Consider the following 23,082-nt stretch of genomic DNA (forward strand, 5'->3'; position numbering starts at 1 on the left):
TGTCCGTTCTACGGGACACGAACGTAGTGGACAACTGTCCGCCTAGCAAGGAGTATTCCCCGCCACGGTCGGAAGTCGAAGGAGGAGAAGTCGCATGGGGCACCCGAAGAAATCGGCCGCGCTGCGCTCGGACGCGCAGCGCAACCGCGACCGCATCCTCGAAGTAGCTCTGGCCGAACTGACCCGCGCCGCGGACACCCCGCTCAGCGCGATCGCGAAGAAGGCGGGCGTCGGGCAGGGCACGTTCTACCGCAATTTCCCCAGCCGCGAGGCGCTCGTCCTCGAGGTGTACCGCTACGAGGTGGAACAAGTCGCCGACGCGGCCCGCGAGTTGCTGTGCTGCCGCCCGCCGGAGCTGGCGCTGCGCGAGTGGATGGACCGCCTCGCCCAGTACGCGATGGCGAAGGCGGGCCTCGCGGACGCGCTGCTCGAAGCGACGAGCGCGCGCGGCACGATGAAGCAACTGGCCCACGGCCCCCTCACCGAGGCGGTCACCCGCCTCCTGGAGGCGAACGAAAAGGCCGGCACCATCCGCCCCGGCGTCACCGCGGACGACTTCATGCTGGCGATCGCGGGCCTCTGGATGATCGACCCCCACGGCCCCTGGCAGACCCGCGCGGGCCGCCTCCTGGACCTGGTCATGTCCGGCTTGCGGGCGGACGCCCCCGAATCAAGCCCCTGCGGCAATTCAAGCCCCTGCGGCGATTGAGCAGCGGGCAATTCAAGCCGCTCCATCGATCGAGGCCCGGGCAATTCAAGCCGCTCCATCGATCGAGGCCCGGGCAATTCAAGCCGCTCCATCGATCGGAGCGCAGGCAATTCAAGCCCCTGCGGCGATTGAGCAGCGGGGTCCGGGGCGGAGCCCCGTGACCGGGGAGCGGCCGACCGCAACAGCAGACCGGCTCCTCAGGAACGCCTCCGCGGCTTACCCCGCCCACCCTTCGGCTTCGACTTCGGCGCGGGCCGCCCCCGCCCCGCACCGGACGCCGCCGCCTTCTTCCTCCCCTGGTCCGCCCGGACGGGCTCCCGCGTACGCCCACGCGAACTGTTCACCGTCCGCCCCCGCACGATGCCGATGAAGTCCTCGACCTGATCCGTGGTCCGCTCCTCGGGCCACGCGAGCGCGACCTGCGACTCCGGCGCGTCGGCCACAGGCCGATACGTGAGGTCACGCCGGTGGTGCAGCCGGGCAAGCGACATCGGCACGACCAGCAGCCCCACCCCCGCCGCGACCAACGCGATGGCGTCACCCGTGGTGGCAGGGCGCTCGAAGGCCGGCTGCCCTGGCGGCCGCTCCCAGCCGAGTACGTCGTCGAGAGGGTGCTGCACGATCTCGTCGGCGAGGTCGTCGAGCGTGACCTCTTCCGCCGCGGTGACCACGTGCTCCTTCGGGACCACGACCACGGTCTTCTCCGTGTAGAGCGGGATCGCGCTGAAGTACGTCCGGTCCACGGGCAGCCGCACGAGTCCGGCGTCCGCATCGCCACGACGCAGCACATCCGCGGCCTCGGCCGCCGTCACCTGCGCGAGCTCCAGCGGTACGTCCGGCATCCGCTCACGCCAGATCCGCACCCACTTGGCGGGCGTGGCCCCGGGAACGTAGGCCAGCCGGAAGCCGGGGCCCGGGGGCGGTGCGGGGGTCTGTTGCGAGCCTGTCACGCCGCCAAGGTTACCCGCCGTGGTCGGCGCGGCCCGCGGCGATCGATACCCTTGACCTCATGAGTTCGCAGCAGAGCACCCAGACCATGAAGCCCGCGACCGCGGCGAAGAAGCTGGGTGTGTACCTCGAGGCCACGCCCGCCGAGTTCCAGGAGGGTGTCGTCACGCGCGCCGAGCTGACCGCGCTGCAGGCGGAGCCGCCGCAGTGGCTGGTCGACCTGCGCGCGAACGGTCCGCACCCGCGTCCCGTGGTGGCGCAGAAGCTGGGTGTCTCGATTTCGGGCCTGGCGCGTGGTGGTGTCACAGAGGCGCTGACCACGGAGCAGATCGAGGCGCTGAAGGCGGAGAACCCGGAGTGGTTGCAGGCCGAGCGGGCCACGCAGGCGGATGTCCGTAAGGAGAACGTCCGGGTGAAGAAGTTGCATGCCGAGCAGGCGGCGAAGCGGGCGCGGCGGGCGGCGGAGGCCGACGAGGCCTGACGGTACCCCGTCCGGGGCGGGCCTGCCCGGGCCTACGCCACGGGGCTCCGCCCCGGACCCCGCTGCTCAATCGCCGCAGGGGCTCAATTTGGCCCACCGCCCGGACCGGCCACCCCGGACCCACGCCACGGGGCTCCGCCCCGGACCCCGCTGCTCAATCGCCGCAGGGGCTCAATTTGGCCCACCGCCCAGTCGACGCAACAGCCTGACTTGCCCCGCCGCTCTATCCCCGCAGGGGCTCGCTACGACGGCACCTGACTCCCCCACGGGACGCGGTCGGCGGAAAGCCAGCGCTCCCGCCACGACCAGCGCCGCACACACCACCCCGCTCGCCGCACCCCACCCACCCACCGAAACCAGCGGAGCGCCCAGCGCCGCGCCCGTCGCGCCCGCGAGGAAGTAGAGCAGCAGGTAGACCCCGCTGAGGCTGCCGCTGCGGGGCGGGTCGATGGACAGGACGCGGGTCTGGTTCGCGGCCTGGGCCGTGAAGCAGCCCGCGTCGACCAGCGCGAGGCCGGTGGCCGTGACCACGGGCCGGTCGAGCCCGGTGCACAGCAGCGCCGCCCCGGCCACCGCCACCCCCATGCTCCCGGCGATCACCGCCCTCGGTGAGTACCGGTCCCCCAGCCGCCCCGCCACCGGAAGCGCCGCGAAGCCCAGCGCCCCGGCGAGGCTGTAGAGGCCGATCGCCCCGGCGTCGAGCCCGTACGGCGGCTGCGCGAGCCGCACCGTGAGCGCTACCCAGACGAGGCTGAAGGCCAGGTACCACAGGCTCCCGTTCAGCACCGCGAGCCGCAGGGTGCGATGGCGCCGCAACAGCCCGGGCAGGGCGGCGAGAGTGCCGAGATAACCACCCGCCCCTGCCCCCGCCTCGACACCCGCACCCGCACCGGCACCGGCACCGGCACCGCCGCCTCCCTCAGGCCGCTCCCCCGGCAGCCGCCACCACGCCCCCGCCCCGCACACCACCACGAGCCCCGCGAACGCGAGCAGCATCCCCCGCCACCCGAACGCGTCCGCGAGCGCCCCGCCGACGAGCCGGCTGAGCAGGATTCCGGCCGACATCCCGGCGGCCACCGTCGCCACCGCCGCCCCGCGCCGCTCCTCCGGCACCCCGCGCCCCGCGATCGTGGACGCCATCGCGCTCACGCTCGCCCCCGCGCCCACCAGCACGTACGCGAGGATCAGCACCCCGAGCCCGGGGGCGCCTGCGGCGAGCAGCAGGCCCGAGGTCAGCAGCGCGAGCTGGCCCGCCACGAGTCGGCGCGGCGCCGCCCGGTCCGCGAGCGGCAGCAGGAACGCGAATCCGCCGATGCATCCGGCGAGCGCGGCCGTCGTCAGCAGTCCGACGGCGGAGGCGGAGGTGCCGGTGTCCCGGGCGACGTCGCCGAGCGCCGGCTGGATCGCGTAATTGTTGGCGAGCGCCACCCCGGCCGTCGCGGCCAGCACGGCGACGCCGCCTCGCGGCAGCCTCACGGCGCCTCCGCGCGCACCAGCACCACCGCGTAACGGCAGTCCCGTTCCGTGGAGTTGGCGAAGACGCACGCGGTCGGCGGGCCCAGTTCGACGGTGTCGCCCGCGTCGAGCTCGTGCACGGTCTCGCCCTCGTGGAAGGTGAGATGTCCTTCGAGGACCCAGATGATCTGGCGGTGGAACGCGAACGCGGCGGCGGGGTAAGGGACTTCGGCCCCGGCCGGGAGCCGGATCTCCGCCACCTCCGCGGGGAAGCCGGGCCCGGACACCTGCCGTCGCGCGTATCCGGTCTCCGGGTCGTGCCACCGCGCCGCCGCGTCCGCCCGACGGACCCGTTCCTCGGCCGAGCCCGCGCCGGGCGACTCGGGGTCGAGGAGCGTGGCCACGCTCAGCCGGAACGCCGCCGACAGCCTGCCGAGGATCACCGCGCTCGGGCTGCTCTCGCCGCGCTCGATCCGGTGGATCATCGCCCGCGACACCCCGGACTCCTCGGCCAGCTCGGCGAGGGTCCAGCGGCGCCGGTCCCGCTCTGCGCGGATCCGGGCTCCGATGCGCTCCACCAGGGGGTCTACGATGTTGGACATGAATCCACGATACGAGACTCGGGCGCCGGCGGTGAAGGTCCGCCCGGCTCACGAGGACGATCTGGACGCCGTCCTCGCCATCCGCAATCACGCCATCGAGCACGGCACGGCGCTGTGGACCGACACTCCGCAGTCCCGTGAGGAGGGCGCGGCCTGGCTGGGCGCGCACGTCGAGCGCGGTGCGGCGTACGTGGCCGAGCTGGGTGGCGAGGTCGTCGGGTTCGGGGTCTACGGGCCGTGGAAGGCGTACTCGGGCTTTCGGCACACGGTCGAGAACTCGGTGTACGTCGGCGAGGGGCACCACGGCGGCGGGATCGGTTCCGCTCTGCTGGGGACGCTCGTCGAATCGGCCACGGACGCGGGCCTGCACGTCATGATCGCCGGGATCGAGGCGGGCAACGCGGCCTCGATCCGGCTGCACGAGCGGCACGGTTTCGAGCACGCGGGCACCGTGCGCGAGGTGGGGACGAAGTTCGGCCGGTGGCTCGATCTGACGCTGATGCGGCGGCAGTTGAGCTGACCGCCGCCGCACCTCCCCAGGTACCCCTCCCAGGGTCAGTCGACGGCCGTTCCCTCCAGTTCGACCAGCTGACCGGGCACCGCGAGGCGTTCACCCGTCCCGGCGGTGCTCCGGCCCGGGGCGCAGCACGGCGTAGCGATCGACGGCCCGGCGCAGTTCGAGCCGCTCCCGCTCGGGCGGGGGGTCGCCGCCGTCGGCGAACGTCAGGATGTGCTCTGCCACGAGGCGCAGCTTGACGTTGGCGCGCTGCGACACGTCGCGCAGCACCCGCCACGCGTCCTCGGGCGGGATCCTGCCGAGCACGACGACGACGCCGATGGCCTGGTCGACCACGGCGTGCGACGTCACGGCCCGCTTCAGCTGGGCGTTCTCGGCGCGCAGGCGGGCGTTCTCCTCGCGCAGGCGGGCGTTCTCCTCGGCGAGGCCATCGCCGGAGGGCAGGACGGGACCGGATGCGGGGTCGAGAGCGGCCAGGACCTCCACCTTTCCACGACTTCGGCCGGCACCACCGGCCCGAACTCGCCATCCTCACCCGCGTCACGCACCACCGCAGCACACGGAACGAAGCCTCGTGCCCGCCGTCGTCCAGGAAACGAAACGCGCCATCCCGCGCGCACCTTCCACGTTCCCTGTGGCAAGCACCGCGCCACAACTCGTAGGCTGACGGCACCGGGCGGATTCACTGGGAGCGCGGCGCACATGGACACCCTGCACTTCGACAGCAGCGACATCGAGGTCACCGAGGATTTCCTCAGTCGCAATTACGCGCGTATGCGCATCGACAACGGCACGGCCGACACCAGCAGGATGCGGATCCGGCGGGACGCGATGCCGGGGGTGACCGTCGACGAAATCGCTCTCGACTTCGACATGCGGTACTCGGCGACACCACTGTGGAAGATCTGTCTGTGCCTCGTCCACGAGGGCACCATCGACAACCGGGCCTTCGGCGATGCGGAGGACACCTTCGGCCCCGGCGACATGGTGCACCTCACCCCGCCCGAACTGCCTTACGAGGGGCGGGTCCGCGGCGCGCGCTACAACATCACGATGCTCGATCCGGAGCTGCTGACCCAGGTCGCGGCCGCCGCCCCGGGAGCCGCGCGGGGCCCGGTCCGGCTTCTCGGCCACCGGCCCGTCTCCGCCGCCGCGGCCCGGCACCTGAAGCGGGCCATCGCCCATGTCCGCGACGAGGTGCTGGCCGATCCCGCCGTCGCCGCCCAGCCGTTGGTGACCTCGACCGCGACCCAGTACCTGGCCGCGAGCGTGCTGGCCGCGTTCCCGAACACCGCGTTCACCCGGCCCACCGCGACGGACCGGCACGACTCCCACTCCGCCACCCTGCGCCGCGCGATCGCCCACATCGAGGCACACGCGCAGGAGCCCCTCACGGTGGCCGAGATCGCGGCGGCGTCCCATGTCACCGTCCGGGCGCTGCAGTACGCGTTCCGGCGGCATCTGGACACCACGCCGCTGGCGTACCTGCGCCAGGTCCGACTGGCGTACGCGCACGACGAGTTGCGGGACGCCATCCCGGCGACCGCGACGGTCACCGAGATCGCCGGGCGCTGGGGCTTCCACCACGTCGGCCGCTTCGCGGCGCTCTACCGGGAGGCGTACGGGCGCAGCCCGCTGCACACGCTGACCGGCGCCTGAGGGCTGCCGCGGCCCGAACCTCCCACGGTGATTCCGTGTCGGCTGCATTCATATGGGCGAACAACGATCACATACATAGCCGTTGACGCGGGTACGGCGCCCGCTCTACCGTCACCGACGACCGCCCGTAGAAAGGGCTTTCCCGCCCCGATTATGGCGCCTCCGCACGTCCTGTTCACGGATTCGAACCCGTCACGTTCACGCATCTGGAGAACGCACGATGACATCGAGAGCCGCGAGACCCCTCGTCACCCTTGCCTCGGCCGGCCTGCTGGCCGGCTCGCTCGTCGCCCTGTCCGGCACCTCGGCCCAGGCCGCGACCACCCGCTACCAGGCCGAGACCTCCCCGGCCGTCTGCACCGGCGTCGTCGAGACCGAATGGTCCGGCTACACCGGCAGCGGCTACTGCAATTCCACCAACGCGACCGGCGCGTATGCCCAGTTCACCGTCGACTCGCCCGCCGCGGGCACGGCGACCCTGAGCATCCGGTACGCGAACGGCACCACCGCCACCCGCGCCACGGACATCCTCGTGGGCGGCACGAAGGCGGCCTCGACGACCTTCGCGGGCACCGGCGCCTGGACGACCTGGGCCACCAAGACCGTCACGGTCCCGGTGAGCGCGGGCAGCAACACCATCCGGCTGAACCCGACCACCTCCGACGGGCTGCCGAACGTGGACTACGTGGACGTCGACGCGCCGACGGGCGACGGCACCACTCCCCCGCCCACCAGCGGCGCCCTGTACGTCTCGCCGAACGGCAGCGACGGCGCGGCCGGCACCGAGTCCGCGCCGACCACGCTGACCTCGGCGATCAGCCGGATCGCGGCGGGCGGCACCATCTACCTGCGCGGCGGCACGTACGCGTACTCCTCGACGGTCACCATCCCCGAGGGCAAGAACGGCACCTCGTCCGCCCGCACCACGCTCGCCGCCTACCCGGGCGAGAAGCCGGTGCTCAACTTCTCGGCGCAGAGCGAGAGTTCGAGCAACCGGGGGCTCCAGCTGTTCGCCTCGTACTGGCGGGTCAGCGGGCTCGTCGTGGAGCGCGCCGGGGACAACGGCATCTACGTCGGCGGCAGCAACAACGTCATCGAGCGGACCGTGACCCGCTACAACCGTGACACCGGGCTGCAGTTGGGGCGCATCGCGTCCACCACCCCGCAGTCGCAGTGGCCGGCGAACAACCTGATCGTGAGCGCGGAGTCGCACGACAACGCCGACTCGGACGGCGAGGACGCCGACGGGTTCGCCGCGAAGCTCACCACGGGCTCCGGGAACGTGTTCCGGTACGCCGTCTCGCACAACAACATCGACGACGGCTGGGACCTCTACACCAAGACCGACACCGGCCCCATCGGCCCCGTCACCATCGAGGACTCCCTCTCGTACAACAACGGCACGCTGAGCAACGGCACCGTGAACGCGAACGGCGACCGCAACGGGTACAAGCTCGGCGGCGAGGACATCAAGGTCAACCACATCGTCAAGCGCTCCATCGCCTACAAGAACGGCAAGCACGGGTTCACGTACAACAGCAATCCGGGCTCGATGGCCGTGTCGAACAACCTGAGCATCGACAACCCGCAGCGCAACTTCGCCTGGGACGAGGGCACTTCGGTGTTCCGCTCCAACACCTCGTGCCGGTTCTCGGTCTCCGGGTCGAACGACAAGACCGTGGGCGACGCGGACTCCACGAACCAGTTCTGGACGGGGACGAACGGCTCCCGCTGCGCCAACTACAGCGGCGCGCTCGGCTGGTCGTACGCGTCGGACGGCAAGCTCGTCGTGACCCTCGGCGGCAGGACGGTCAGCCTGTAGCCGATCCTGGCATCCCCCCGGCCTCCCGCGCTGTTCACGCAGGTCAGCGCGGGAGGCCGCTGCCGTGCGGTGCGTACAGGTCGAGGAGGCGGGTGCGGGCGGCGAGCAGCCGGTGCGCGAGCACCCGGCCCACCCACAGGGTCACGGACCGGCCCAGTTCGGCGTCGGCGGCGCACAGGGAGCGGACGGCCGCGGCGTCGAACTCGTGGGCGCGGACCGGGGTGACGGCCTCGGCGCCGAGCTGCCACACGTGCGGCGGGAACAGCCAGGACCAGCCGACGAGTTCGCCGAAGCCGAGGGTCTCGATGACGGCGGGCCTGCGGCCCGGGACGTGCAGGTCGAGGGCGACCGTGCCGGACCTGATGATCCAGAAGCGGTCGGCGCGCCCGCCCTCGTCGAAGAGGCGGGCGTCCTGGGCGAGGTTCACGTGCCTGGCCAGCCGCATGAGCCGCTCGTAGTGCTCGGCCGGCAGGGCATGGGTCATACGGGGGGTTGTCGTGGCGATCACGGCCCGGCCTCCTTCGGCATCGTCCTCACCACGAGCCTGCGCCGCACGCCGCTTTCCCGCCCTGGGCCGAACGTCCCGGCACGATGGCCACAAGGACTCTTCGGGCGCGGCCGGGCCCACGGCAGACTGGCCGCGCCGGGAACCACGCCGCCGTCACCGCTGGAGCTGCCATGGCGAAGGAACCGTCCAAGCACAAGGCGTTGTCCAAGCAGCAGGTCGCCGCGCTCGACGCGCACTGGCGCGCCGCCAACTATCTCGCGGCGGGCCAGATCTACCTTCTCGACAACCCCCTGCTCACCGAGCCGCTCGCCGCCGAACACATCAAGCCGCGGCTGCTCGGACACTGGGGCACCTCCCCCGGGCTCAATCTCGTGCACACCCACCTCAACCGTGTCATCAAGGAGCGCGGGCAGGACGCGCTGTGCGTGTGGGGTCCCGGGCACGGCGGGCCCGCCGTGCTGGCCAACGCGTGGCTTGAGGGGACGTACACGCGGACCTATCCGGACGTCACGCGCGACGCGGCAGGGATGGGACGCCTTTTCAAGCGGTTCTCCTTCCCCGGCGGGGTGCCGAGCCATGTCGCGCCCGAGACCCCCGGCTCGATCCACGAGGGCGGCGAACTCGGCTACTCCCTCGCGCACGCCTACGGCGCCGCCCTCGACAACCCGGACCTGCTGGTCGCCTGCGTGATCGGCGACGGCGAGGCGGAGACCGGGCCGCTGGCCGCGTCCTGGCACGCGAACAAGTTCCTCGACCCGGTGCACGACGGCGCGGTCCTGCCGATCCTGCACCTCAACGGCTACAAGATCGCCAACCCGACGGCGCTCTCCCGCATCCCCGACGCCGAACTCGACGCGCTGCTGCGCGGCTACGGACACGACCCCCTACACGTCACGGGCGGTGAACCGGCGCGCGTGCACCGGGAGTTGGCGCGCGCCATGGACCAGGCCCTGGACCGCGTCGCCCGCATCCAGCGCGAGGCCCGTGCGGGCAACCGCACCGAGCGGCCGCACTGGCCGGTCATCGTGCTGCGCACCCCGAAGGGCTGGACGGGCCCGGCGTCCGTGGACGGCGAGCCCGTCGAGGGAACGTGGCGCTCCCACCAGGTGCCGCTCGCGAGCGTCCGCGAAAACCCGGACCACCTGCGGCAGTTGGAGGCGTGGCTGCGCTCCTACCGGCCCGAGGAACTCTTCGACGCCGACGGTCGGCCGAGCGAGCAGGTCCTCGCGTACGTTCCCGAGGGCGCGCGGCGGCTCGGCGCCACGCCGCACGCGAACGGCGGTCTTCGCACCCGCGCGCTGCCGATCGCCCCGCTGGAGCGGTTCGCCGTCCCCGTCGACAAGCCGGGCACGACGCTGCACGAGCCGACCCGGGTGCTCGGCGGGCTGCTCGCGCAGGTGATGCGGGACACCGCGGACCGCCGCGACTTCCGCATCGTCGGCCCCGACGAGACGGCGTCCAACCGTCTGGAGGCCGTCTTCGACGCCACCGGAAAGGCGTGGCAGGCGGGCACGCTCGGCACGGACGAGCACCTGGCGCGCGACGGCCGGGTGATGGAGGTGCTGTCCGAACACCTCTGCCAGGGCTGGCTTGAGGGCTACAACCTCACCGGCAGGCACGGCCTGTTCTCCTGCTACGAGGCGTTCGTGCACATCGTCGACTCGATGGTCAACCAGCACATCAAGTGGCTGAAGACTTCCCGGGAGTTGGCGTGGCGGGCCCCGGTGCCCTCGCTCAACTACCTGCTGACCTCGCACGTCTGGCGCCAGGACCACAACGGCTTCTCGCACCAGGACCCCGGATTCGTCGACCACGTCCTCAACAAGAGCCCCGACGTCGTACGGGTGTATCTGCCGCCGGACGCCAACACGCTCCTTTCGGTGGCCGAGCACGTGCTGCACAGCAGGGACTACGTCAATGTCGTGGTGGCCGGGAAGCAGCCGTGCTTCGACTGGCTGTCCCTGGACGCGGCCCGCGCCCACTGCGCGCGCGGCGCCGGGATCTGGGACTGGGCCGGTACGGAGGACGGCGACCGCGAGCCGGACGTCGTGCTCGCGTGCGCGGGGGACGTGCCTACGCAGGAAGTCCTCGCCGCGGCTGCCCTGTTGCGCGCGCATCTGCCGGAGCTGGCGGTGCGGGTCGTGAACGTCGTCGACATGACGCGGCTGCTGCCGAAGGACGAACACCCGCACGGGATGCCGGACTTCGAGTACGACGCGCTGTTCACGGCCGACCGGCCGGTGATCTTCGCGTACCACGGCTACCCCTGGCTGATCCACCGGCTCGCGTACCGTCGCACCGGCCATGCCCATCTGCACGTACGCGGCTACAAGGAGTCGGGAACCACGACCACGCCGTTCGACATGGTGGTGCGCAACGACCTCGACCGGTACCGGCTCGTCATGGATGTCGTCGACCGGGTGCCGGGGCTCGGGGTGCGGGCCGCGGCGGTCCGGCAGACGATGGCCGACGCGCGCACCCGGCACGCCGCCTGGATCCGGGAGCACGGGACCGACCTGCCGGAGGTCGCGAACTGGTCGTGGGCCGGGTGAATGTGACGGTACGTGGGGTCAGCGGTCCTCGCGGGGGCGTTCGCGGGTCTGGGTCGCGATGACGGCGGCCTGGATCCGGCGCTCCACGCCGAGCTTCGCGAGGAGCCGGGAGATGTGGTTCTTCACCGTCTTCTCCGCCAGGTAGAGACGGCGGCCGATCTGCCGGTTGGTGAGCCCCTCGCCGATCAACTCCAGGATCTCCCGCTCCCGTTCGGTGAGCCCTCCGAGCACGTCGGGCTGCGCCGCCTTGGTGGCCTCGCCGCGCAGCCGGGCCATGAGGCGGGTGGTGGCCCTCGGGTCGAGCAGCGACTGCCCGGACGCCACGGTGCGCACCGCGTTCACGAGATCGCCGCCCTGGATCTGCTTGAGGACGTAGCCGGAGGCGCCCGCCATGATGGAGTCGAGCAGGGCCTCCTCGTCGTCGAACGAGGTGAGCATCAGACACGCCAACTCCGGTAGTCCGGAGCGTAGTTCGCGGCAGACGCTGACGCCGTCGCCGTCCGGGAGGCGTACGTCGAGCACGGCCACGTCGGGACGCAGGGCGGGGACGCGGGCCAGGGCCTGGGCGACGGTGGCCGCCTCGCCGACGACCGTGATGTCCGCCTGGTCTTCCAACAGGTCGTGCACGCCTCTGCGGACCACTTCGTGGTCGTCGAGGAGGAAGACCCTGACCGGTGTGGTCCTGGTGTGCGGTAAGTCCGGCATTCCGGCTCCTGTTCCTGTTCCTGGGTGACCGTCCGTGCTGTGCGCCTGTGCTGCTTCTACCCTCCGGCGGCGGGCACAGTACATATGCTCGACGCATGTACGCGGCGAGCCAGGGGAGGGCACGCATGGGGCAGGACACCGGTCGGCGGTCGCTGCTCGACGCCGTCCTCGCCATCGGCGGCGATCTCGACCTGGACGTGGTGCTGCGCCGCATCGTGGAGTCGGCGACCCAGGTGGTCGACTGCCGGTACGGGGCGCTCGGGGTGCTCGGCGAGGAAGGCGGCATCGAGCAGTTCATCACCGTGGGCGTGGACGAGGAGGCCATCGCCGCCATCGGGCACTACCCGCGCGGCGAGGGCATCCTCGGGCTGCTGATCCGCGAGCCGCACTCGCTGCGCCTCGCGGTCCTCAGCGAGCACCCCGACTCGGTCGGCTTCCCGCCGGGACACCCGCCGATGACCACGTTCCTGGGCACTCCCGTCCAGGTCAGGGGCCAGATCTTCGGGAATCTGTATCTGACGGAGAAGAGCGGCGGGCGGCCCTTCGACGCCGACGACGAGGCGATCCTGCGGACCTTGGGCGCGGCGGCCGGCGTGGCCATCGACAACGCGCGGCTCTACGACGACGCGCGGCGCCGCGAGCGCTGGCTCGCCGCGAGCAGCGAGCTCACCCGCACGCTGCTCTCGGGCGAGGATCCGGCCGCGGTGCTGCGGTCGTTCACGGCGACGGTGCGGGAGTTGTCGGAGGCGGACCTGGTCACGCTGGCCGTGCCCGTGGGCGGGACCGGCGATCTCGTCGTCGAGGCCGCGCACGGGGTGGACGAGGAGCGGCTGCGGGGCCTGGTGCTGCCCGCGGGGACCAGTCTGGCCGCGAAGGTGTACAGCTCGGGCGAGACGATGGTCAGCGCGGCGCTGAGCGAGGACTCGCGGGCGGCCTGGGCCGATCTGGGCGGGCCGCGCATGGGCTCGGCGTTCCTGCTGCCGCTCGGCGCCCGGGAGCGGGTGCGCGGGGTGCTGCAGATCGCGAACCGGCCCGGCCGTCCGGCCTTCCCCGAGGCCGCCATCGGCATGATCACGGGCTTCGCGGGGCATGCCGCGCTCGCCCTGGAGATCGCTGAACACCGCCGTGAGGCCGAGCGGTTGATGGTCCTCAACGACCGCGACCGGATCGCCCGCGACCTGCACGACCTGGCGATCCAACGCCTCTTCGCCAGCGGCATGAGCCTGCAGTCGGTCGTCAACCGGCTGGACGACCGGCCGGAGGTCGCGCAGCGGGTGCGGCGCGTGGTGGAGGACCTCGACGACACGATCAAGGTGGTGCGTTCCACGATCTACGCGCTGCGGGAGTCGGACCCGTCGGAGGCGACGGGGCTGCGGGCGCGGCTCGTGGCGGAAGTGGGGCGTGCGGCCGAGCCGTTGGGGTTCACGCCCGCGCTGCGGATGAGCGGTTTCCTGGATACGGGGGTGCCCGAGGAGCACGCCCGGCAGTTGCTCGCGGTGCTGCGCGAGGCGCTCTCCAACGTGGCGCGGCACGCGGGCGCGAGCGCGGTCGACATCTCCGCGGACGTCTCGGGCGGCCGGCTCCGGCTCGTCGTGGCGGACAACGGCCGGGGGATGTCTCCGGCGGTCACGCGGCGGAGCGGGCTGGCCAACATGCGCTCCCGCGCGGAGGGGTTGGGTGGGTTCTTCACGCAGGGCGTGGGTGACGGGGGCGGGACGGTGGCGGAGTGGACGGTTCCGGTGGGGTGAAGGTCTTGGCGATCGACGTATGTTCCGGCTGACCCGTGGTCGCGCCGCCGGGGCTCGGACGGTGCGGGGGCTTGCGGAGCCGATGCTTCAACCAGGGCCGTTCGGCCCTAGCGCCGCGCTCGAACAAGGGGCTCAATTACCCGGCGAACCACCTCTCTCGACACAGTACGCACGCCAACGGAAAGCCGACATGGATCTCGACAACGCCCGGCGATCCGGCCCCGGACCTCGGCACAGTGTGGAACTCGACCGAGCGGAGGCGCTGGCCCTGCTCGCCCGCGTCTCCTTCGGCCGTGTCGTGTTCACCCAGCACGCGCTCCCGACGGTCCGGCCGGTCAGCCACGTCCTCGACGGCGAGGACATCGTCTTCCGCACCCATGAGGGTTCTGCCCTCACCTCCCGTACCCGAACCGGCACCGCCCAGGGCGTGGTCGTGGCGTACGAGGCCGATGTCATCGACCCCGACACCCACCTCGGCTGGAGCGTCGTCATCACGGGGTTCGCCCAACTCGTCGACGATCCGGAGGAGTTGACGCACTACCGGGCCCTGCTGCGGCCCTGGGTGAAGCAGGGCCTCGACTACGCCGTACGCATCCGCCCCGACCTGGTCACCGGGATCCGGCTGACCGAGGCCGTCCCGGCCGTCGACGACCGCGCCTCGTGACGACGCCCCTCATTCCTGGCCGCCCTCGAACCAGCCGGCCAGATCGGGGGCCGGCCGGGTCACGGTGACCGGGCGGCCGTCGCAGCGCAGGGACTCCGTGGCCGCGACGCCCGCGGCCACGGCCTCGCGGGCCGCCACCGGGCTGGTGTCGGTGGCGCCGCCCTCGCGCACGAACCGGAGGAACTCGGCGACGAGCAGCGGGTCCGAGCCGCCGTGTCCGCCCTCGCCGGGGGACGGCATGGGGACGACGAGGTCGGCGTCGGCGCGGTAGCCGCTGCGCCGCTTCCAGACGCGGACCTCGGCGGTGTCCCCGTGGTCGCCGAAGTTCTCCAGGCGGCCCTCGGTGCCGATGACGGTGTAGTTGCGCCAGTAGTCGGGCGTGTAGTGGCACTGCTGGTAGCTGGCGTGGATGCCGCCCTGCAGCCGCATCACCATCATCGACAGGTCCTCGACGTCGACGACCGGGTTGAGGCCGGTGAGGGAGAGCGGGGGCCAGTTGTTCTCGGGGTCGTACCAGTCGGGCATGGTGGCTCCGGGCGCCTGTCCGGTGCGGTCGGTGATGTCGCCGTAGACCGTGAGCGCGCCGAGCGCGCTGACCCGCTCCGTGTAGGCGCCGGCCAGCCAGTGGATGACGTCGAGGTCGTGGGCGCCCTTCTGGAGGAGCAGGCCGGTGGTGTTGCGGCGGTCGGCGTGCCAGTCCTTGAAGTAGAAGTCGCCGCCGTGCCCCACGAAGTGGCGGCACCACACGGCCTTGACCTCGCCGATCTCGCCGCGCTCGATGAGTTCGCGCATCACGCGGACGACCGGCATGTGCCGCATGTTGTGCCCGACGTAGAGCCGGGATCCTGAGGTGCGTGCGGCCTGAAGGACGCGGTCGCAGCCCTCCGTGGTGATGGCGAGGGGCTTCTCGACGAAGACGGCGACGCCCGCTTCGAGGAGGTCGACCGCGAGCTCTTCGTGGGTGTGGTCGGGGGTGATGACGAAGACGGCGTCGAGGTCCTCGGCGTCCAGCATCGCCCGGTGGCCGTCGTGGACGCGCACGTCGTCGCCGAACCACTCGCGGGCCCGGCCGAACATGCCGGGCGCGGTGTCGGCGACCGCGACGACGGCGGAGCCCTCGCCGGGGCGGTGGGCCTCGCGGGCGACGGTGGCGCGCAGGCCGAGACCGATGACGCCGAGGCGGAGGTCGCGGGTGGGCGCCACGGGGGTGTGCGGCCCGTCCGTACGGATGTCGGTGGTCATGCGTGGTTCAGCCCTTCATGCCGGAAAAAGCGATGCCCTGGATGAACTGGCGCTGCATCGCGACGAACACCACGATCACCGGGAGTGTGGCGAGCAGGGATCCCGCCATCAGCACCGGGTACTCGGTGAGGTGGGCGCCCTGGAGCGAGGCGAGCCCCGCCGACAGGGGCATCTTCGCCGGATCGGTGTTCACGATCAACGGCCACATCAGGTCGTTCCAGGACCACAGGAACGTGAGGATGCCGAGCGCGAGCAGTCCGGGCTTGGCGAGCGGCAGCGCGATCCGCCAGAACACGGTGAACGGGTTGGCGCCGTCGAGCCGGGCCGCCTCCTCCAACTCCTCGGGGAGCCCCATGAAGAACTGCCGCAGCAGGAACGTGCCGAACGCGGAGAACATGCCGGGCACGACGAGCGCCTGCATGGAGTCGAGCCAGCCGAGGTTCTGCATGATCTGGTACTGCGGCAGCAGGAAGAGCTGGCCCGGCACCATCAGGACGGCGAGGAACCCGAGGAAGATCGCCCCGCGGCCGGGGAAGCGGATGCGGGCGAAGGCGTACGCGGCCATCGAGCAGAGCACGAGCTGCGCCGCGGTCCGCAGCAGCGCCATGACCAGCGTATTCACGAACTGCTGCCCGAACGGGACGCCGTCGAAGACCTTCGCGTAGTTCGAGAAGTCCCAGTGCGCGGGCAGGATCGTCGGCGGCACCCGCACGGACTCGCCGAAGCTCTTGAAGGAGGTCAGCAGCTCCCACAGCAGCGGGAACACGGTGATGGCGGCGCCGAGCACGAGCAGGACGTGGGCGGGCCAGATCCGCCCCTGCCGCATGTCCGTCCTACGTTCCGTCTTACGCATAGTGGACCCACTTCTTCTGCAGCCGGAACTGGACGGCGGTCAGCGCCATGATGAGGACGAACAGCACGCTCACGATCGCCGCGCCGTAGCCGCGCTGGTTGTCGAAGAACGCCTTCTGGAAGAAGAGCATCACCACGGTCTGGCCCTCGCCGTAGGCCGGGTTCTGGAGCGCGTTCTGGGTGTTGGCGCCGAGGATCAGATAGACGAGGTCGAAGACCTGGAGCGACTGGATCACCGAGAGCACGGTGGTGAAGAACAGGGTGGGGCTCAGCAGCGGCAGGGTGACCGAGAAGAACTGCCGTACGCGTCCCGCCCCGTCGAGGGCGGCGGCCTCGTAGTAGTCGCCGGGGATGGACTGGAGTCCGGCGAGCAGCAGGATCATGTTGTATCCGACGGTCATCCACACGCCGACGACGGCGACCGCGAAGCGGATGGTGGTCGGGTCGGACACCCAGTAGGTGCCGTCGATGCCGATCGTGGACAGCGCGTGGTTGAGGATGCCGACGTCGCCGTTGTAGAGCCAGCGCCAGACGACGGCGACCGCGGCGGGCATGGTGACCACCGGCAGGAAGTAGAGCGTGCGGTAGACGCCGGTGCCGCGCAGCCCCTTCAGGTTGAGCAGCACGGCGATCACCATGGAGAGCGGGATGCCGAGGAGGACGAGTCCGGTGTAGACGGCGGTGTTGCCGAGGGACTCCCAGAACTCCGGGTCGCCCACGAGGGTGCGGTAGTTGGACAGGCCGATCCAGGTCGTGCCGCCGAAGGGTCCCCATTCGGTGAGGCTGTAGTACAGCGTCTGCACCACGGGCCACAGGTAGAAGACGGCGAGGCCGAGCCCGGCGGGGGCGATGAGGGCGTAGCCCCACCACTTGTCGCGGTTCCGGAAGCGGCGTTCGCGGCGCCGCAACTCCCGCTGGTCCTGCGGCATTTGGTGGCCGCGCTGGGCGGGGACCGCCGCCTTCGTCGGGGTGTCGGTGACGCTCATCGGACCCTCTCCTGCGCGAGCAGTTGGTTCATGGCGTCGGCCAGCGCGCCGGTGGCGGAGTCGAGACTCTCGGTGCCGCTCCACGCCTTGGCGAGCCACATCTGTTCCTTGTGCTGCCAGGCCGAGCTGTTGGCGGAGCTGGGGTAGAGCACGGCGTGGTCGAGCGCGTCCAGGTGTGCCTTCAGGTTGAAGCGCGGCATGCCGTCGGCCCAGGGCTGGGCGGTGCCGTTGCGGGCGGGGATCGCGGTGCCGTACTTGCCCTGGAGCAGGGACATGCGTTCCGTGCCGAGGAACCGGACGAAGTCGCGGGCGAGTTCGGGGTTCGGGGTGCGGGCGTAGACGACGTTGCCGAGGCCGTGCAGCACGCTGGCGCGGTGCTTGCCGCGGGGGATCGGCGCGACGTCGACCTTGGCCCGCAGTTCGGGGTCCCGGTAGAAGGTCGCGGCGTTGTAGGACGCCTCGTAGGTCATGGCCAGGGTGCCCGACTGGAACATCTGGGTGGGGTCGGTGTCGGTCATCTGCTGGAGCGTGGGAGAGGCGCGGTAGCGGTGGATGAGGTCGATCCACAGCCGCAGCCCCTCGCGGGTCTGCTCGTCGGCGTACCCGGAGCGCCGCTTGTCGTCGGAGATGATCCAGCCGCCGGCCTGCGGGATCGAGTTGTAGTAGTTCTCCTGGTTGCGGGCGGGCGCGCCGACCCCGTAGATGCCGCGCTTGCGGTCCGTGAGCCGCTGGGCGTTGGCGATGAGGTCCTGCCAGGTCCAACTGTCGTCCGGATAGGGGACCTTGGCCCGGTCGAAGAGCTCCTTGTTGTACCAGAGCGCGACGGTGTCGAAGTCCTTGGGGGCGCCGTACTGGGTGCCCTTCCAGCGGTACAGGGACATGAGTTCCGGCGGGTAGTCCTCGGCGCGCAGCACGGCGTCGGCGCCCTCGGTGCCCAGCGGCAGGAGCTGTCCGGCGGCGGCGTACATGCCGAAGTTGGGCCCGTTCATCCAGAACACGTCGGGCGCGGAGCCGCCGGTGCAGGCGGTGCGCAGCTTGGTCCAGTACGTGCCGTTGGGCGTGAGCTGGACGTCGACGGTGACGCCCGGCCTGGCCCGCTCGAAGGCGCGGGCCGCCCGCTGCATGGCGGGCAGTTGGTAGACGTCCCAGACGCCGTACGTGAGATGGCCGCGCCGCGAACCGCCGCCGGCGGCGGCGGTTGACGACGAGGGTCCGCAGCCGGACGCGAGCGGCGCCGCCGCGAGCGTCGTGGCGGCCGCGGCGAGGAGAGAGCGCCTGCGCACAGAGAGCCTTCCTGGTGAAGGAACGACCGGAATGCAAGGACGCTATTTGCTCGAAGTTGATGGGTCAAGGCTTGTTTCGATCACTTTCACGCAAACCTTTGGCTGGTCAGGCGGGCCGAGGTGTCACCCGGCGCGGGCGACGTGCGCCCGGGCGGCCGGTCCGACAGTGCCCGGCAGGGGCCGGGGCCGCGCTCCCCCGGCCCCGGGAGGGTGTCGACATGGCGATCACGGGTGCCGCCCGGCCGCTCGCGGGCCGGATCGTGCAGCGGCTGGTGCACGTCAACATCCTGGACATGGCGACCCGCCTCGCCGCCCAGGCGTTCCTGGCCGCGCTGCCGCTGCTCATCGCCATCGCCTCGTTCTGTCCGCAGGCCGTACGCCGTGAACTAATGCGCTCACTGCGTACGTTGATCGGGACGACCGGGCCCGTGGTGGCGCAGGCCGAGGGGGTGGCAGGGGGCGGCGACACCGCGCAGCACAGCTGGGGCGCGGCCGGTGTGCTGGTCGCGCTCCTTTCGGCCACCGCCTTCACGCGGGCCCTGCAGCGGATGTGCGAGCGGGCCTGGGACCTGCCGCGCTCCGGGGTCCGGCTCGTGGCGTGGCGGTGGGCGGTGTGGCTGCTGGTGTGGGTGGCGATGCTGATCGTGCAGGGCGCGCTGCACCGGTCGTTCGGGGCGGGCGCCTTCCTCGGCTACCCCTTGCAGTTCGTGGCGGCCGCCCTGATGTGGTGGTGGACCCAGCATCTGCTGCTCGCCGGGCGGCTGCCGTGGCTGCCGCTGCTGCCGGGGGCGCTGCTCACGGCGGCGGGGGTGGTCGCGTTCTGCGGGGTGTCGGGCCTGTGGCTGCCGCGTGCGCTGCGGATGAGCGTGGAGCGCTACGGCGCCCTCGGCTCGGTGTTCACGGTGCTGTCCTGGCTGATCCTGTTCTTCACCACGGTGGTGTTCGGGGTGGCCGTCGGCCGCGTCCTCGCACAGGAGGAGTTCCTGCGGCGCCGGCTCGGCACGCCTCCTCCCCCGGCGGGCACCGCCTCACGCTGACTCCACCTTCACCCTGCCGTCGCGCGCGGCGGCGGCGAGCGCCTGGTGGTCGCGCTCGTTCTGGTCGGCGTACGACTCGGCGAAGCGGGCGAGCGCCCGGTCGAAGCGGTCGGAGCGGCCCAGGTAGGCGGCGATGGCGATGCGGTCGCCGGAGCGGGCGTGGGCACGGGCGAGGGTGGCTCCGCAGGCCCGGCCGAACAGGCTCATCACGCCCGGCGTCATCAGATCGGCCTGCGGGATCGCCTTCCAGTCCCGCAACTGCCGTACGTAGAAGTCGCGTTCCTGCCCGTCGAGGCCCGCCACGCGTTCCCAGCCGAGGAAGATGTCACCGGCGGCCTGCATGAGGCGCTGCCCGACGACGACGCGCTCGCCCTGGTTGACGTGGGCGCCGGCGCCCGCGAAGTCCGCGAGCACGGAGGTCTGTGCCTCCTTCGCCTGGAGCAGCAGCGGGTCGTGGTCGTCGCGGCCGAGCAGCAGGATGATCCAGCAGCGGGTGCCGACACTGCCCACCCCGACCACCTTGCGGGCCATGTCGACGACCCGGTACTGGGTGATCAGCGCCTTGCGGTCGGCGGACAGGGTGCGCGCGTAGCGCTCGATCAGGCCGATCAACTGCTCTTCGAGGACCTTGCGTTCGACGCCCGGAAGGAGCGTGTCGAGCGGCATCACGAGGGGCGGGTCGGGCGCGATGCGCAGTTCGCCGTCGACGATGTGGGCGAGCTTCTCCAGGGCCTGGAGGTGGTCGCGGCCCCGGGCCTTGCCGATCGCCCGCGACATGCGGCGCCGGGTACGGGCGTCCAGCTTCGCGGACACGGCCGCGTACAGCTCGTCCGCCTCGATCCGCGAGTACCACACGTCGAGCGTCCGCATCCCGGCGAACTTCCCCATCGACTGCCGGTACGCGGCCGCCGTGGCCCGCACCACGCGCTCCCGCTCGGCGCGGCGGAAGCCGTTGCCGCGGCCCGCGATGACGAGGCTCGCCGCGAGCCGTTTGACGTCCCACTCCCACGGCCCGCGCAGCGTCTCGTCGAAGTCGTTGACGTCGAACATCAGGCGCCGCTCCGGGGAGGCGAGCAGCCGGAAGTTCAACAGGTGTGCGTCGCCGCAGAGTTGGGCCCGCAGGCCGGTGACCGGGGTGTTCGCCAGGTCGCCCGCCATGATGGCGGCGGCGCCCCGGAAGAACCGGAACGGCGACTCCAGCATGCGCCCGTAGCGGATCGGGATCAGCTCCGGCAGCCTGCTCGCCGACTGCTTCTCCAGTACGTCGACGGGGTCGGGGCGGTCGGCGGCCGGGGTGTAGTCGGCGTGCGCGGAGCGCGGCACCCGGGACCGCGCGGACCTGCCCGTGCCCGCCCGCTCGCGCGCGGTGCGGCGTCGGCTCGTCATCTCGGCCATGTCGGCTCCCTTCCGGCTGCCCACACGGTGCGCCCGGCCGGGCCCCGGCACGTCACCCCATCGGTGTGAGCTCGCCTCCCGGGGGTGAGTCCGCGCGGGGTTCCCGGTCGCAGACTGGTCGTCATGGAAGCGACGACGCAGGAGCGGGGGCGGGGCCGGGGGCGGCGGTGGCTGGCGCGCGCCTCGCTGGCCGCCGCGGCGGCGGCCGTGCTGGTGCTGGCCGGGTTCGCGGGGGTGCGGACCTTCGCGCTGCTCGGCGCGGGGATCCTGGGCACCGCGGTGACGGCTGCCGCCGTGTGGTGGGTGCTCAGCAGGCGGGGCACGGTGCGGTACCTGGCGCTGCTCCTCGCGCTCGCCGCGCCGGTCTGGCTGCTGGTCGAGTACGCCCGCGCGCACCTGGTGTGGGTGGTGCTGGTGTCGGGCGGTCTTTGGCTGCTGGCGGCGGGCGCGGGGCGGGCGGCGCTCGGGCCGCGCTCGGCGCCCGCCCCGATGCCGGAGGCGGCGGCGCCCGCGTTCCACAGGGCCGTACTGATCATGAATCCGCGGTCGGGCGGCGGGAAGGTCGAGCGGTTCGGGCTGCGTGCGAGGGCCGAGCAACTGGGCGCGGACGTCGTGCTGTTGGAGGGCCCTGAGTCGGTCGACGTGGCGGCGCTCGCCCGGGAGCGCGCCGCCGCCGGGGCGGACCTGCTCGGCGTGGCGGGCGGCGACGGCACGCAGGCCCTCGTCGCCGACGTCGCCGCCGAGTTCGGGCTGCCGTTCCTGGTGATCCCGGCCGGCACCCGCAACCACTTCGCGCTCGACCTCGGCCTGGACCGCGAGGACCCGTCGAAGGCGCTGGACGCGCTGCGGGACGGCGTCGAGCTCCGCGTCGACCTCGGCAGGGCGGGCGGCCACCCGTTCGTCAACAACGTGTCGTTCGGGGCGTACGCGGCGGTGGTGCAGAGCCCTGCCTACCGCGACGGCAAGACCCGCACCACCCTCGACCTGCTGCCCGACCTGCTGCTCGGGCACAAGGGCGCGGAGCTGACGGCAAGGGTGGGTGAACGCGAAGTGACCGACCCGCAGGCGCTGTTGGTGAGCAACAACCCGTACGGCGCCCACGACATCGCGGGCCTCGGCCGCCGCACCCGGCTCGACGGCGGGATCCTCGGCTGCGTCGGCGTCCGGGTCACGAGCGCGGCGCAGGCGGCGGGGCTGCTGCGCGGCGCCCGGTCCACGGGGCTTACGACGGCGACCGCGACCACGGTCGTCGTGGACGCCGACCAGGAGTCGATCCCCGTCGGCCTCGACGGCGAGGCGCTGCGCATGGACGTACCCGTACGCGTCGAGGTGCGCCCCGGCGCGCTGCGCGTGATCGTGCCGAGGCAGCGCCCGGGAACGTACCGGGAACGCCCGCCGCTCGACTGGCGCGGCGTCACCGACCTGGCCCTTGCCTGGCGGCGGCCCCGGGACGGTAACTAGAGCGGCGCCCCGTACACCTTGTGCGCCTCGCGGTGGCCGTACATGGCGAGGGACCAGATCACCAGGATGTCCAGGGCGATGAGGATGGCCGACCACACCGGCTGGTACGGCGTGAAGAAGAAGTTCTCCAGCGCGCTGGCACCGGCGATGGCCATGACGACGACGCGCGCCCAGGTGCGGCCGCTGAACAGGCTGACCGCCGCGGCGAAGACCACGACCCCGGTGATCATCTGCACCCAGCCGCGGGCGTTGGTGTCGAAGTCGAAGGCGTAGTCGTTCTGCGCTTGGTAGTAGTTGTCGTTGAGGACCGCGGAGAGACCCGCGATCGCGTGGTAGCCGCCGATGATGCCCATCACGAACGCGGCGAAGACGACTCCGCCGACGGCGACCGGACGGACATGGGCCTTCGGTTCCTGCTCGGCCATCTCGAACCCTCCTCCTCTGTGGACCCGGGTG

The 23,082-nt window shown here is 71.9% G+C and carries 22 protein-coding genes; 10 read left to right on the top strand and 12 right to left on the bottom strand.

What is annotated here, in order from left to right; all coding sequences use genetic code 11:
* Positions 1–94 precede the first annotated feature (94 nt).
* A complete protein-coding gene (locus RBJ65_RS19025; RefSeq protein ID WP_306317382.1) occupies positions 95–709 on the top strand; it encodes a TetR/AcrR family transcriptional regulator in 615 nt (204 codons plus the stop codon).
* Between the two features lie 197 nt (positions 710–906).
* Here the strand turns inward: RBJ65_RS19025 and RBJ65_RS19030 are convergent, their stop codons facing one another.
* The gene (locus RBJ65_RS19030) at positions 907–1,659 is read right to left on the bottom strand and encodes a LysR substrate-binding domain-containing protein (protein WP_306317383.1); all 753 of its coding nucleotides are present in this window, start codon (positions 1,657–1,659) and stop codon (positions 907–909) included.
* Between the two features lie 59 nt (positions 1,660–1,718).
* Between RBJ65_RS19030 and RBJ65_RS19035 the strand changes: the two genes are divergently transcribed.
* The gene (locus RBJ65_RS19035) at positions 1,719–2,138 is read left to right on the top strand and encodes a DUF5997 family protein (RefSeq protein ID WP_306317384.1); all 420 of its coding nucleotides are present in this window, start codon (positions 1,719–1,721) and stop codon (positions 2,136–2,138) included.
* Between the two features lie 171 nt (positions 2,139–2,309).
* Here RBJ65_RS19035 and RBJ65_RS19040 read toward each other — a convergent pair whose 3' ends face one another.
* Positions 2,310–3,614, bottom strand: a complete 1,305-nt coding sequence (locus RBJ65_RS19040; protein WP_306317385.1) for an MFS transporter — start codon at positions 3,612–3,614, stop codon at positions 2,310–2,312.
* On the bottom strand, positions 3,611–4,195 hold the full coding sequence (locus tag RBJ65_RS19045) for an XRE family transcriptional regulator (RefSeq protein WP_306317386.1): 585 nt from the start codon (positions 4,193–4,195) through the stop codon (positions 3,611–3,613). Before RBJ65_RS19045 ends, RBJ65_RS19040 begins: the two co-directional genes overlap by 4 nt.
* Here RBJ65_RS19045 and RBJ65_RS19050 point away from each other — a divergent pair.
* Positions 4,194–4,715: a GNAT family N-acetyltransferase gene (locus tag RBJ65_RS19050; RefSeq protein ID WP_306317387.1), complete on the top strand. Its 522-nt coding sequence runs from the start codon at positions 4,194–4,196 to the stop codon at positions 4,713–4,715. The genes RBJ65_RS19045 and RBJ65_RS19050 overlap by 2 nt on opposite strands.
* Positions 4,716–4,805: 90 nt before the next feature.
* Here the strand turns inward: RBJ65_RS19050 and RBJ65_RS19055 are convergent, their stop codons facing one another.
* A complete protein-coding gene (locus RBJ65_RS19055) occupies positions 4,806–5,198 on the bottom strand; it encodes an ANTAR domain-containing protein (RefSeq protein ID WP_372341203.1) in 393 nt (130 codons plus the stop codon).
* Positions 5,199–5,414: 216 nt separating this feature from the next.
* Here RBJ65_RS19055 and RBJ65_RS19060 point away from each other — a divergent pair, with 216 nt between their 5' ends.
* Both RBJ65_RS19060 and RBJ65_RS19065 read left to right on the top strand, forming a co-directional pair.
* Positions 5,415–6,371 carry a helix-turn-helix transcriptional regulator gene (locus RBJ65_RS19060; RefSeq protein ID WP_306317388.1) on the top strand — a complete coding sequence of 319 codons (957 nt, stop codon included), beginning with the start codon at positions 5,415–5,417 and terminating at the stop codon, positions 6,369–6,371.
* A 220-nt stretch (positions 6,372–6,591) separates the two neighbouring features.
* On the top strand, positions 6,592–8,193 hold the full coding sequence (locus RBJ65_RS19065) for a carbohydrate-binding protein (protein ID WP_306317389.1): 1,602 nt from the start codon (positions 6,592–6,594) through the stop codon (positions 8,191–8,193).
* A 43-nt stretch (positions 8,194–8,236) separates the two neighbouring features.
* Here the strand turns inward: RBJ65_RS19065 and RBJ65_RS19070 are convergent, their stop codons facing one another.
* Positions 8,237–8,701, bottom strand: a complete 465-nt coding sequence (locus RBJ65_RS19070) for a Crp/Fnr family transcriptional regulator (protein ID WP_306317391.1) — start codon at positions 8,699–8,701, stop codon at positions 8,237–8,239.
* Between the two features lie 170 nt (positions 8,702–8,871).
* Here RBJ65_RS19070 and RBJ65_RS19075 point away from each other — a divergent pair, with 170 nt between their 5' ends.
* Positions 8,872–11,253, top strand: coding sequence for a phosphoketolase (locus RBJ65_RS19075; protein ID WP_306317392.1), 2,382 nt, complete (start codon positions 8,872–8,874; stop codon positions 11,251–11,253).
* A gap of 18 nt (positions 11,254–11,271) precedes the next feature.
* Here RBJ65_RS19075 and RBJ65_RS19080 read toward each other — a convergent pair whose 3' ends face one another.
* Positions 11,272–11,958, bottom strand: a complete 687-nt coding sequence (locus RBJ65_RS19080; RefSeq protein ID WP_306317393.1) for a response regulator transcription factor — start codon at positions 11,956–11,958, stop codon at positions 11,272–11,274.
* Positions 11,959–12,083: 125 nt separating this feature from the next.
* Between RBJ65_RS19080 and RBJ65_RS19085 the strand changes: the two genes are divergently transcribed.
* Together RBJ65_RS19085 and RBJ65_RS19090 are read left to right on the top strand one after the other, a co-directional pair.
* The gene (locus RBJ65_RS19085) at positions 12,084–13,706 is read left to right on the top strand and encodes a GAF domain-containing protein (protein ID WP_306317394.1); all 1,623 of its coding nucleotides are present in this window, start codon (positions 12,084–12,086) and stop codon (positions 13,704–13,706) included.
* 190 nt (positions 13,707–13,896) lie between these two features.
* Complete coding sequence (locus RBJ65_RS19090) at positions 13,897–14,370, top strand: pyridoxamine 5'-phosphate oxidase family protein (RefSeq protein WP_306317395.1); 474 nt, start codon at positions 13,897–13,899, stop codon at positions 14,368–14,370.
* Positions 14,371–14,379: 9 nt separating this feature from the next.
* On the opposite strand, the gene RBJ65_RS19095 is transcribed toward RBJ65_RS19090, so the two are convergent.
* The 4 genes from RBJ65_RS19095 to RBJ65_RS19110 are packed head-to-tail and all read right to left on the bottom strand — an operon-like array spanning position 14,380 to position 18,733.
* Positions 14,380–15,612 (bottom strand): Gfo/Idh/MocA family protein, encoded by a 1,233-nt coding sequence (locus tag RBJ65_RS19095; RefSeq protein ID WP_306317396.1) that lies wholly within the window; start codon positions 15,610–15,612, stop codon positions 14,380–14,382.
* Between the two features lie 7 nt (positions 15,613–15,619).
* Positions 15,620–16,465: a carbohydrate ABC transporter permease gene (locus RBJ65_RS19100; protein WP_306317397.1), complete on the bottom strand. Its 846-nt coding sequence runs from the start codon at positions 16,463–16,465 to the stop codon at positions 15,620–15,622.
* Entirely contained in the window at positions 16,458–17,450 is a 993-nt protein-coding gene (locus tag RBJ65_RS19105) for a carbohydrate ABC transporter permease (protein ID WP_306317398.1), read from the bottom strand. Before RBJ65_RS19105 ends, RBJ65_RS19100 begins: the two co-directional genes overlap by 8 nt.
* A complete protein-coding gene (locus tag RBJ65_RS19110; protein WP_306317399.1) occupies positions 17,447–18,733 on the bottom strand; it encodes a sugar ABC transporter substrate-binding protein in 1,287 nt (428 codons plus the stop codon). Before RBJ65_RS19110 ends, RBJ65_RS19105 begins: the two co-directional genes overlap by 4 nt.
* Positions 18,734–18,951: 218 nt before the next feature.
* Between RBJ65_RS19110 and RBJ65_RS19115 the strand changes: the two genes are divergently transcribed.
* Complete coding sequence (locus RBJ65_RS19115) at positions 18,952–19,770, top strand: YhjD/YihY/BrkB family envelope integrity protein (protein WP_306317400.1); 819 nt, start codon at positions 18,952–18,954, stop codon at positions 19,768–19,770.
* Here RBJ65_RS19115 and RBJ65_RS19120 read toward each other — a convergent pair.
* Positions 19,762–21,165, bottom strand: coding sequence for a DUF2252 domain-containing protein (locus tag RBJ65_RS19120; protein WP_306317401.1), 1,404 nt, complete (start codon positions 21,163–21,165; stop codon positions 19,762–19,764). The two genes, RBJ65_RS19115 and RBJ65_RS19120, sit on opposite strands and share 9 nt — an antisense overlap.
* A 123-nt stretch (positions 21,166–21,288) precedes the next feature.
* On the opposite strand from RBJ65_RS19120, the gene RBJ65_RS19125 reads away from it, so the two are divergent.
* A complete protein-coding gene (locus RBJ65_RS19125; protein WP_306317402.1) occupies positions 21,289–22,626 on the top strand; it encodes a diacylglycerol kinase family protein in 1,338 nt (445 codons plus the stop codon).
* Here the strand turns inward: RBJ65_RS19125 and RBJ65_RS19130 are convergent.
* On the bottom strand, positions 22,623–23,051 hold the full coding sequence (locus RBJ65_RS19130; protein WP_306317403.1) for a hypothetical protein: 429 nt from the start codon (positions 23,049–23,051) through the stop codon (positions 22,623–22,625). The two genes, RBJ65_RS19125 and RBJ65_RS19130, sit on opposite strands and share 4 nt — an antisense overlap.
* Positions 23,052–23,082: the final 31 nt, after the last annotated feature.

The sequence above is a fragment of the Streptomyces sp. KL109B genome (genome assembly GCF_030766935.1).
Lineage (GTDB): Bacteria > Actinomycetota > Actinomycetes > Streptomycetales > Streptomycetaceae > Streptomyces.

Coding starts and splice junctions, on each gene's coding strand:
- RBJ65_RS19025 (WP_306317382.1), top strand. CDS start 95: ATGGGGCACCCGAAGAAATCGGCCGCGCTGCGCTCGGACGCGCAGCGC.
- RBJ65_RS19035 (WP_306317384.1), top strand. CDS start 1,719: ATGAGTTCGCAGCAGAGCACCCAGACCATGAAGCCCGCGACCGCGGCG.
- RBJ65_RS19050 (WP_306317387.1), top strand. CDS start 4,194: ATGAATCCACGATACGAGACTCGGGCGCCGGCGGTGAAGGTCCGCCCG.
- RBJ65_RS19045 (WP_306317386.1), bottom strand. CDS start 4,195: ATGTCCAACATCGTAGACCCCCTGGTGGAGCGCATCGGAGCCCGGATC.
- RBJ65_RS19060 (WP_306317388.1), top strand. CDS start 5,415: ATGGACACCCTGCACTTCGACAGCAGCGACATCGAGGTCACCGAGGAT.
- RBJ65_RS19065 (WP_306317389.1), top strand. CDS start 6,592: ATGACATCGAGAGCCGCGAGACCCCTCGTCACCCTTGCCTCGGCCGGC.
- RBJ65_RS19075 (WP_306317392.1), top strand. CDS start 8,872: ATGGCGAAGGAACCGTCCAAGCACAAGGCGTTGTCCAAGCAGCAGGTC.
- RBJ65_RS19080 (WP_306317393.1), bottom strand. CDS start 11,958: ATGCCGGACTTACCGCACACCAGGACCACACCGGTCAGGGTCTTCCTC.
- RBJ65_RS19085 (WP_306317394.1), top strand. CDS start 12,084: ATGGGGCAGGACACCGGTCGGCGGTCGCTGCTCGACGCCGTCCTCGCC.
- RBJ65_RS19090 (WP_306317395.1), top strand. CDS start 13,897: ATGGATCTCGACAACGCCCGGCGATCCGGCCCCGGACCTCGGCACAGT.
- RBJ65_RS19095 (WP_306317396.1), bottom strand. CDS start 15,612: ATGACCACCGACATCCGTACGGACGGGCCGCACACCCCCGTGGCGCCC.
- RBJ65_RS19100 (WP_306317397.1), bottom strand. CDS start 16,465: ATGCGTAAGACGGAACGTAGGACGGACATGCGGCAGGGGCGGATCTGG.
- RBJ65_RS19105 (WP_306317398.1), bottom strand. CDS start 17,450: ATGAGCGTCACCGACACCCCGACGAAGGCGGCGGTCCCCGCCCAGCGC.
- RBJ65_RS19115 (WP_306317400.1), top strand. CDS start 18,952: ATGGCGATCACGGGTGCCGCCCGGCCGCTCGCGGGCCGGATCGTGCAG.
- RBJ65_RS19120 (WP_306317401.1), bottom strand. CDS start 21,165: ATGGCCGAGATGACGAGCCGACGCCGCACCGCGCGCGAGCGGGCGGGC.
- RBJ65_RS19125 (WP_306317402.1), top strand. CDS start 21,289: ATGGAAGCGACGACGCAGGAGCGGGGGCGGGGCCGGGGGCGGCGGTGG.
- RBJ65_RS19130 (WP_306317403.1), bottom strand. CDS start 23,051: ATGGCCGAGCAGGAACCGAAGGCCCATGTCCGTCCGGTCGCCGTCGGC.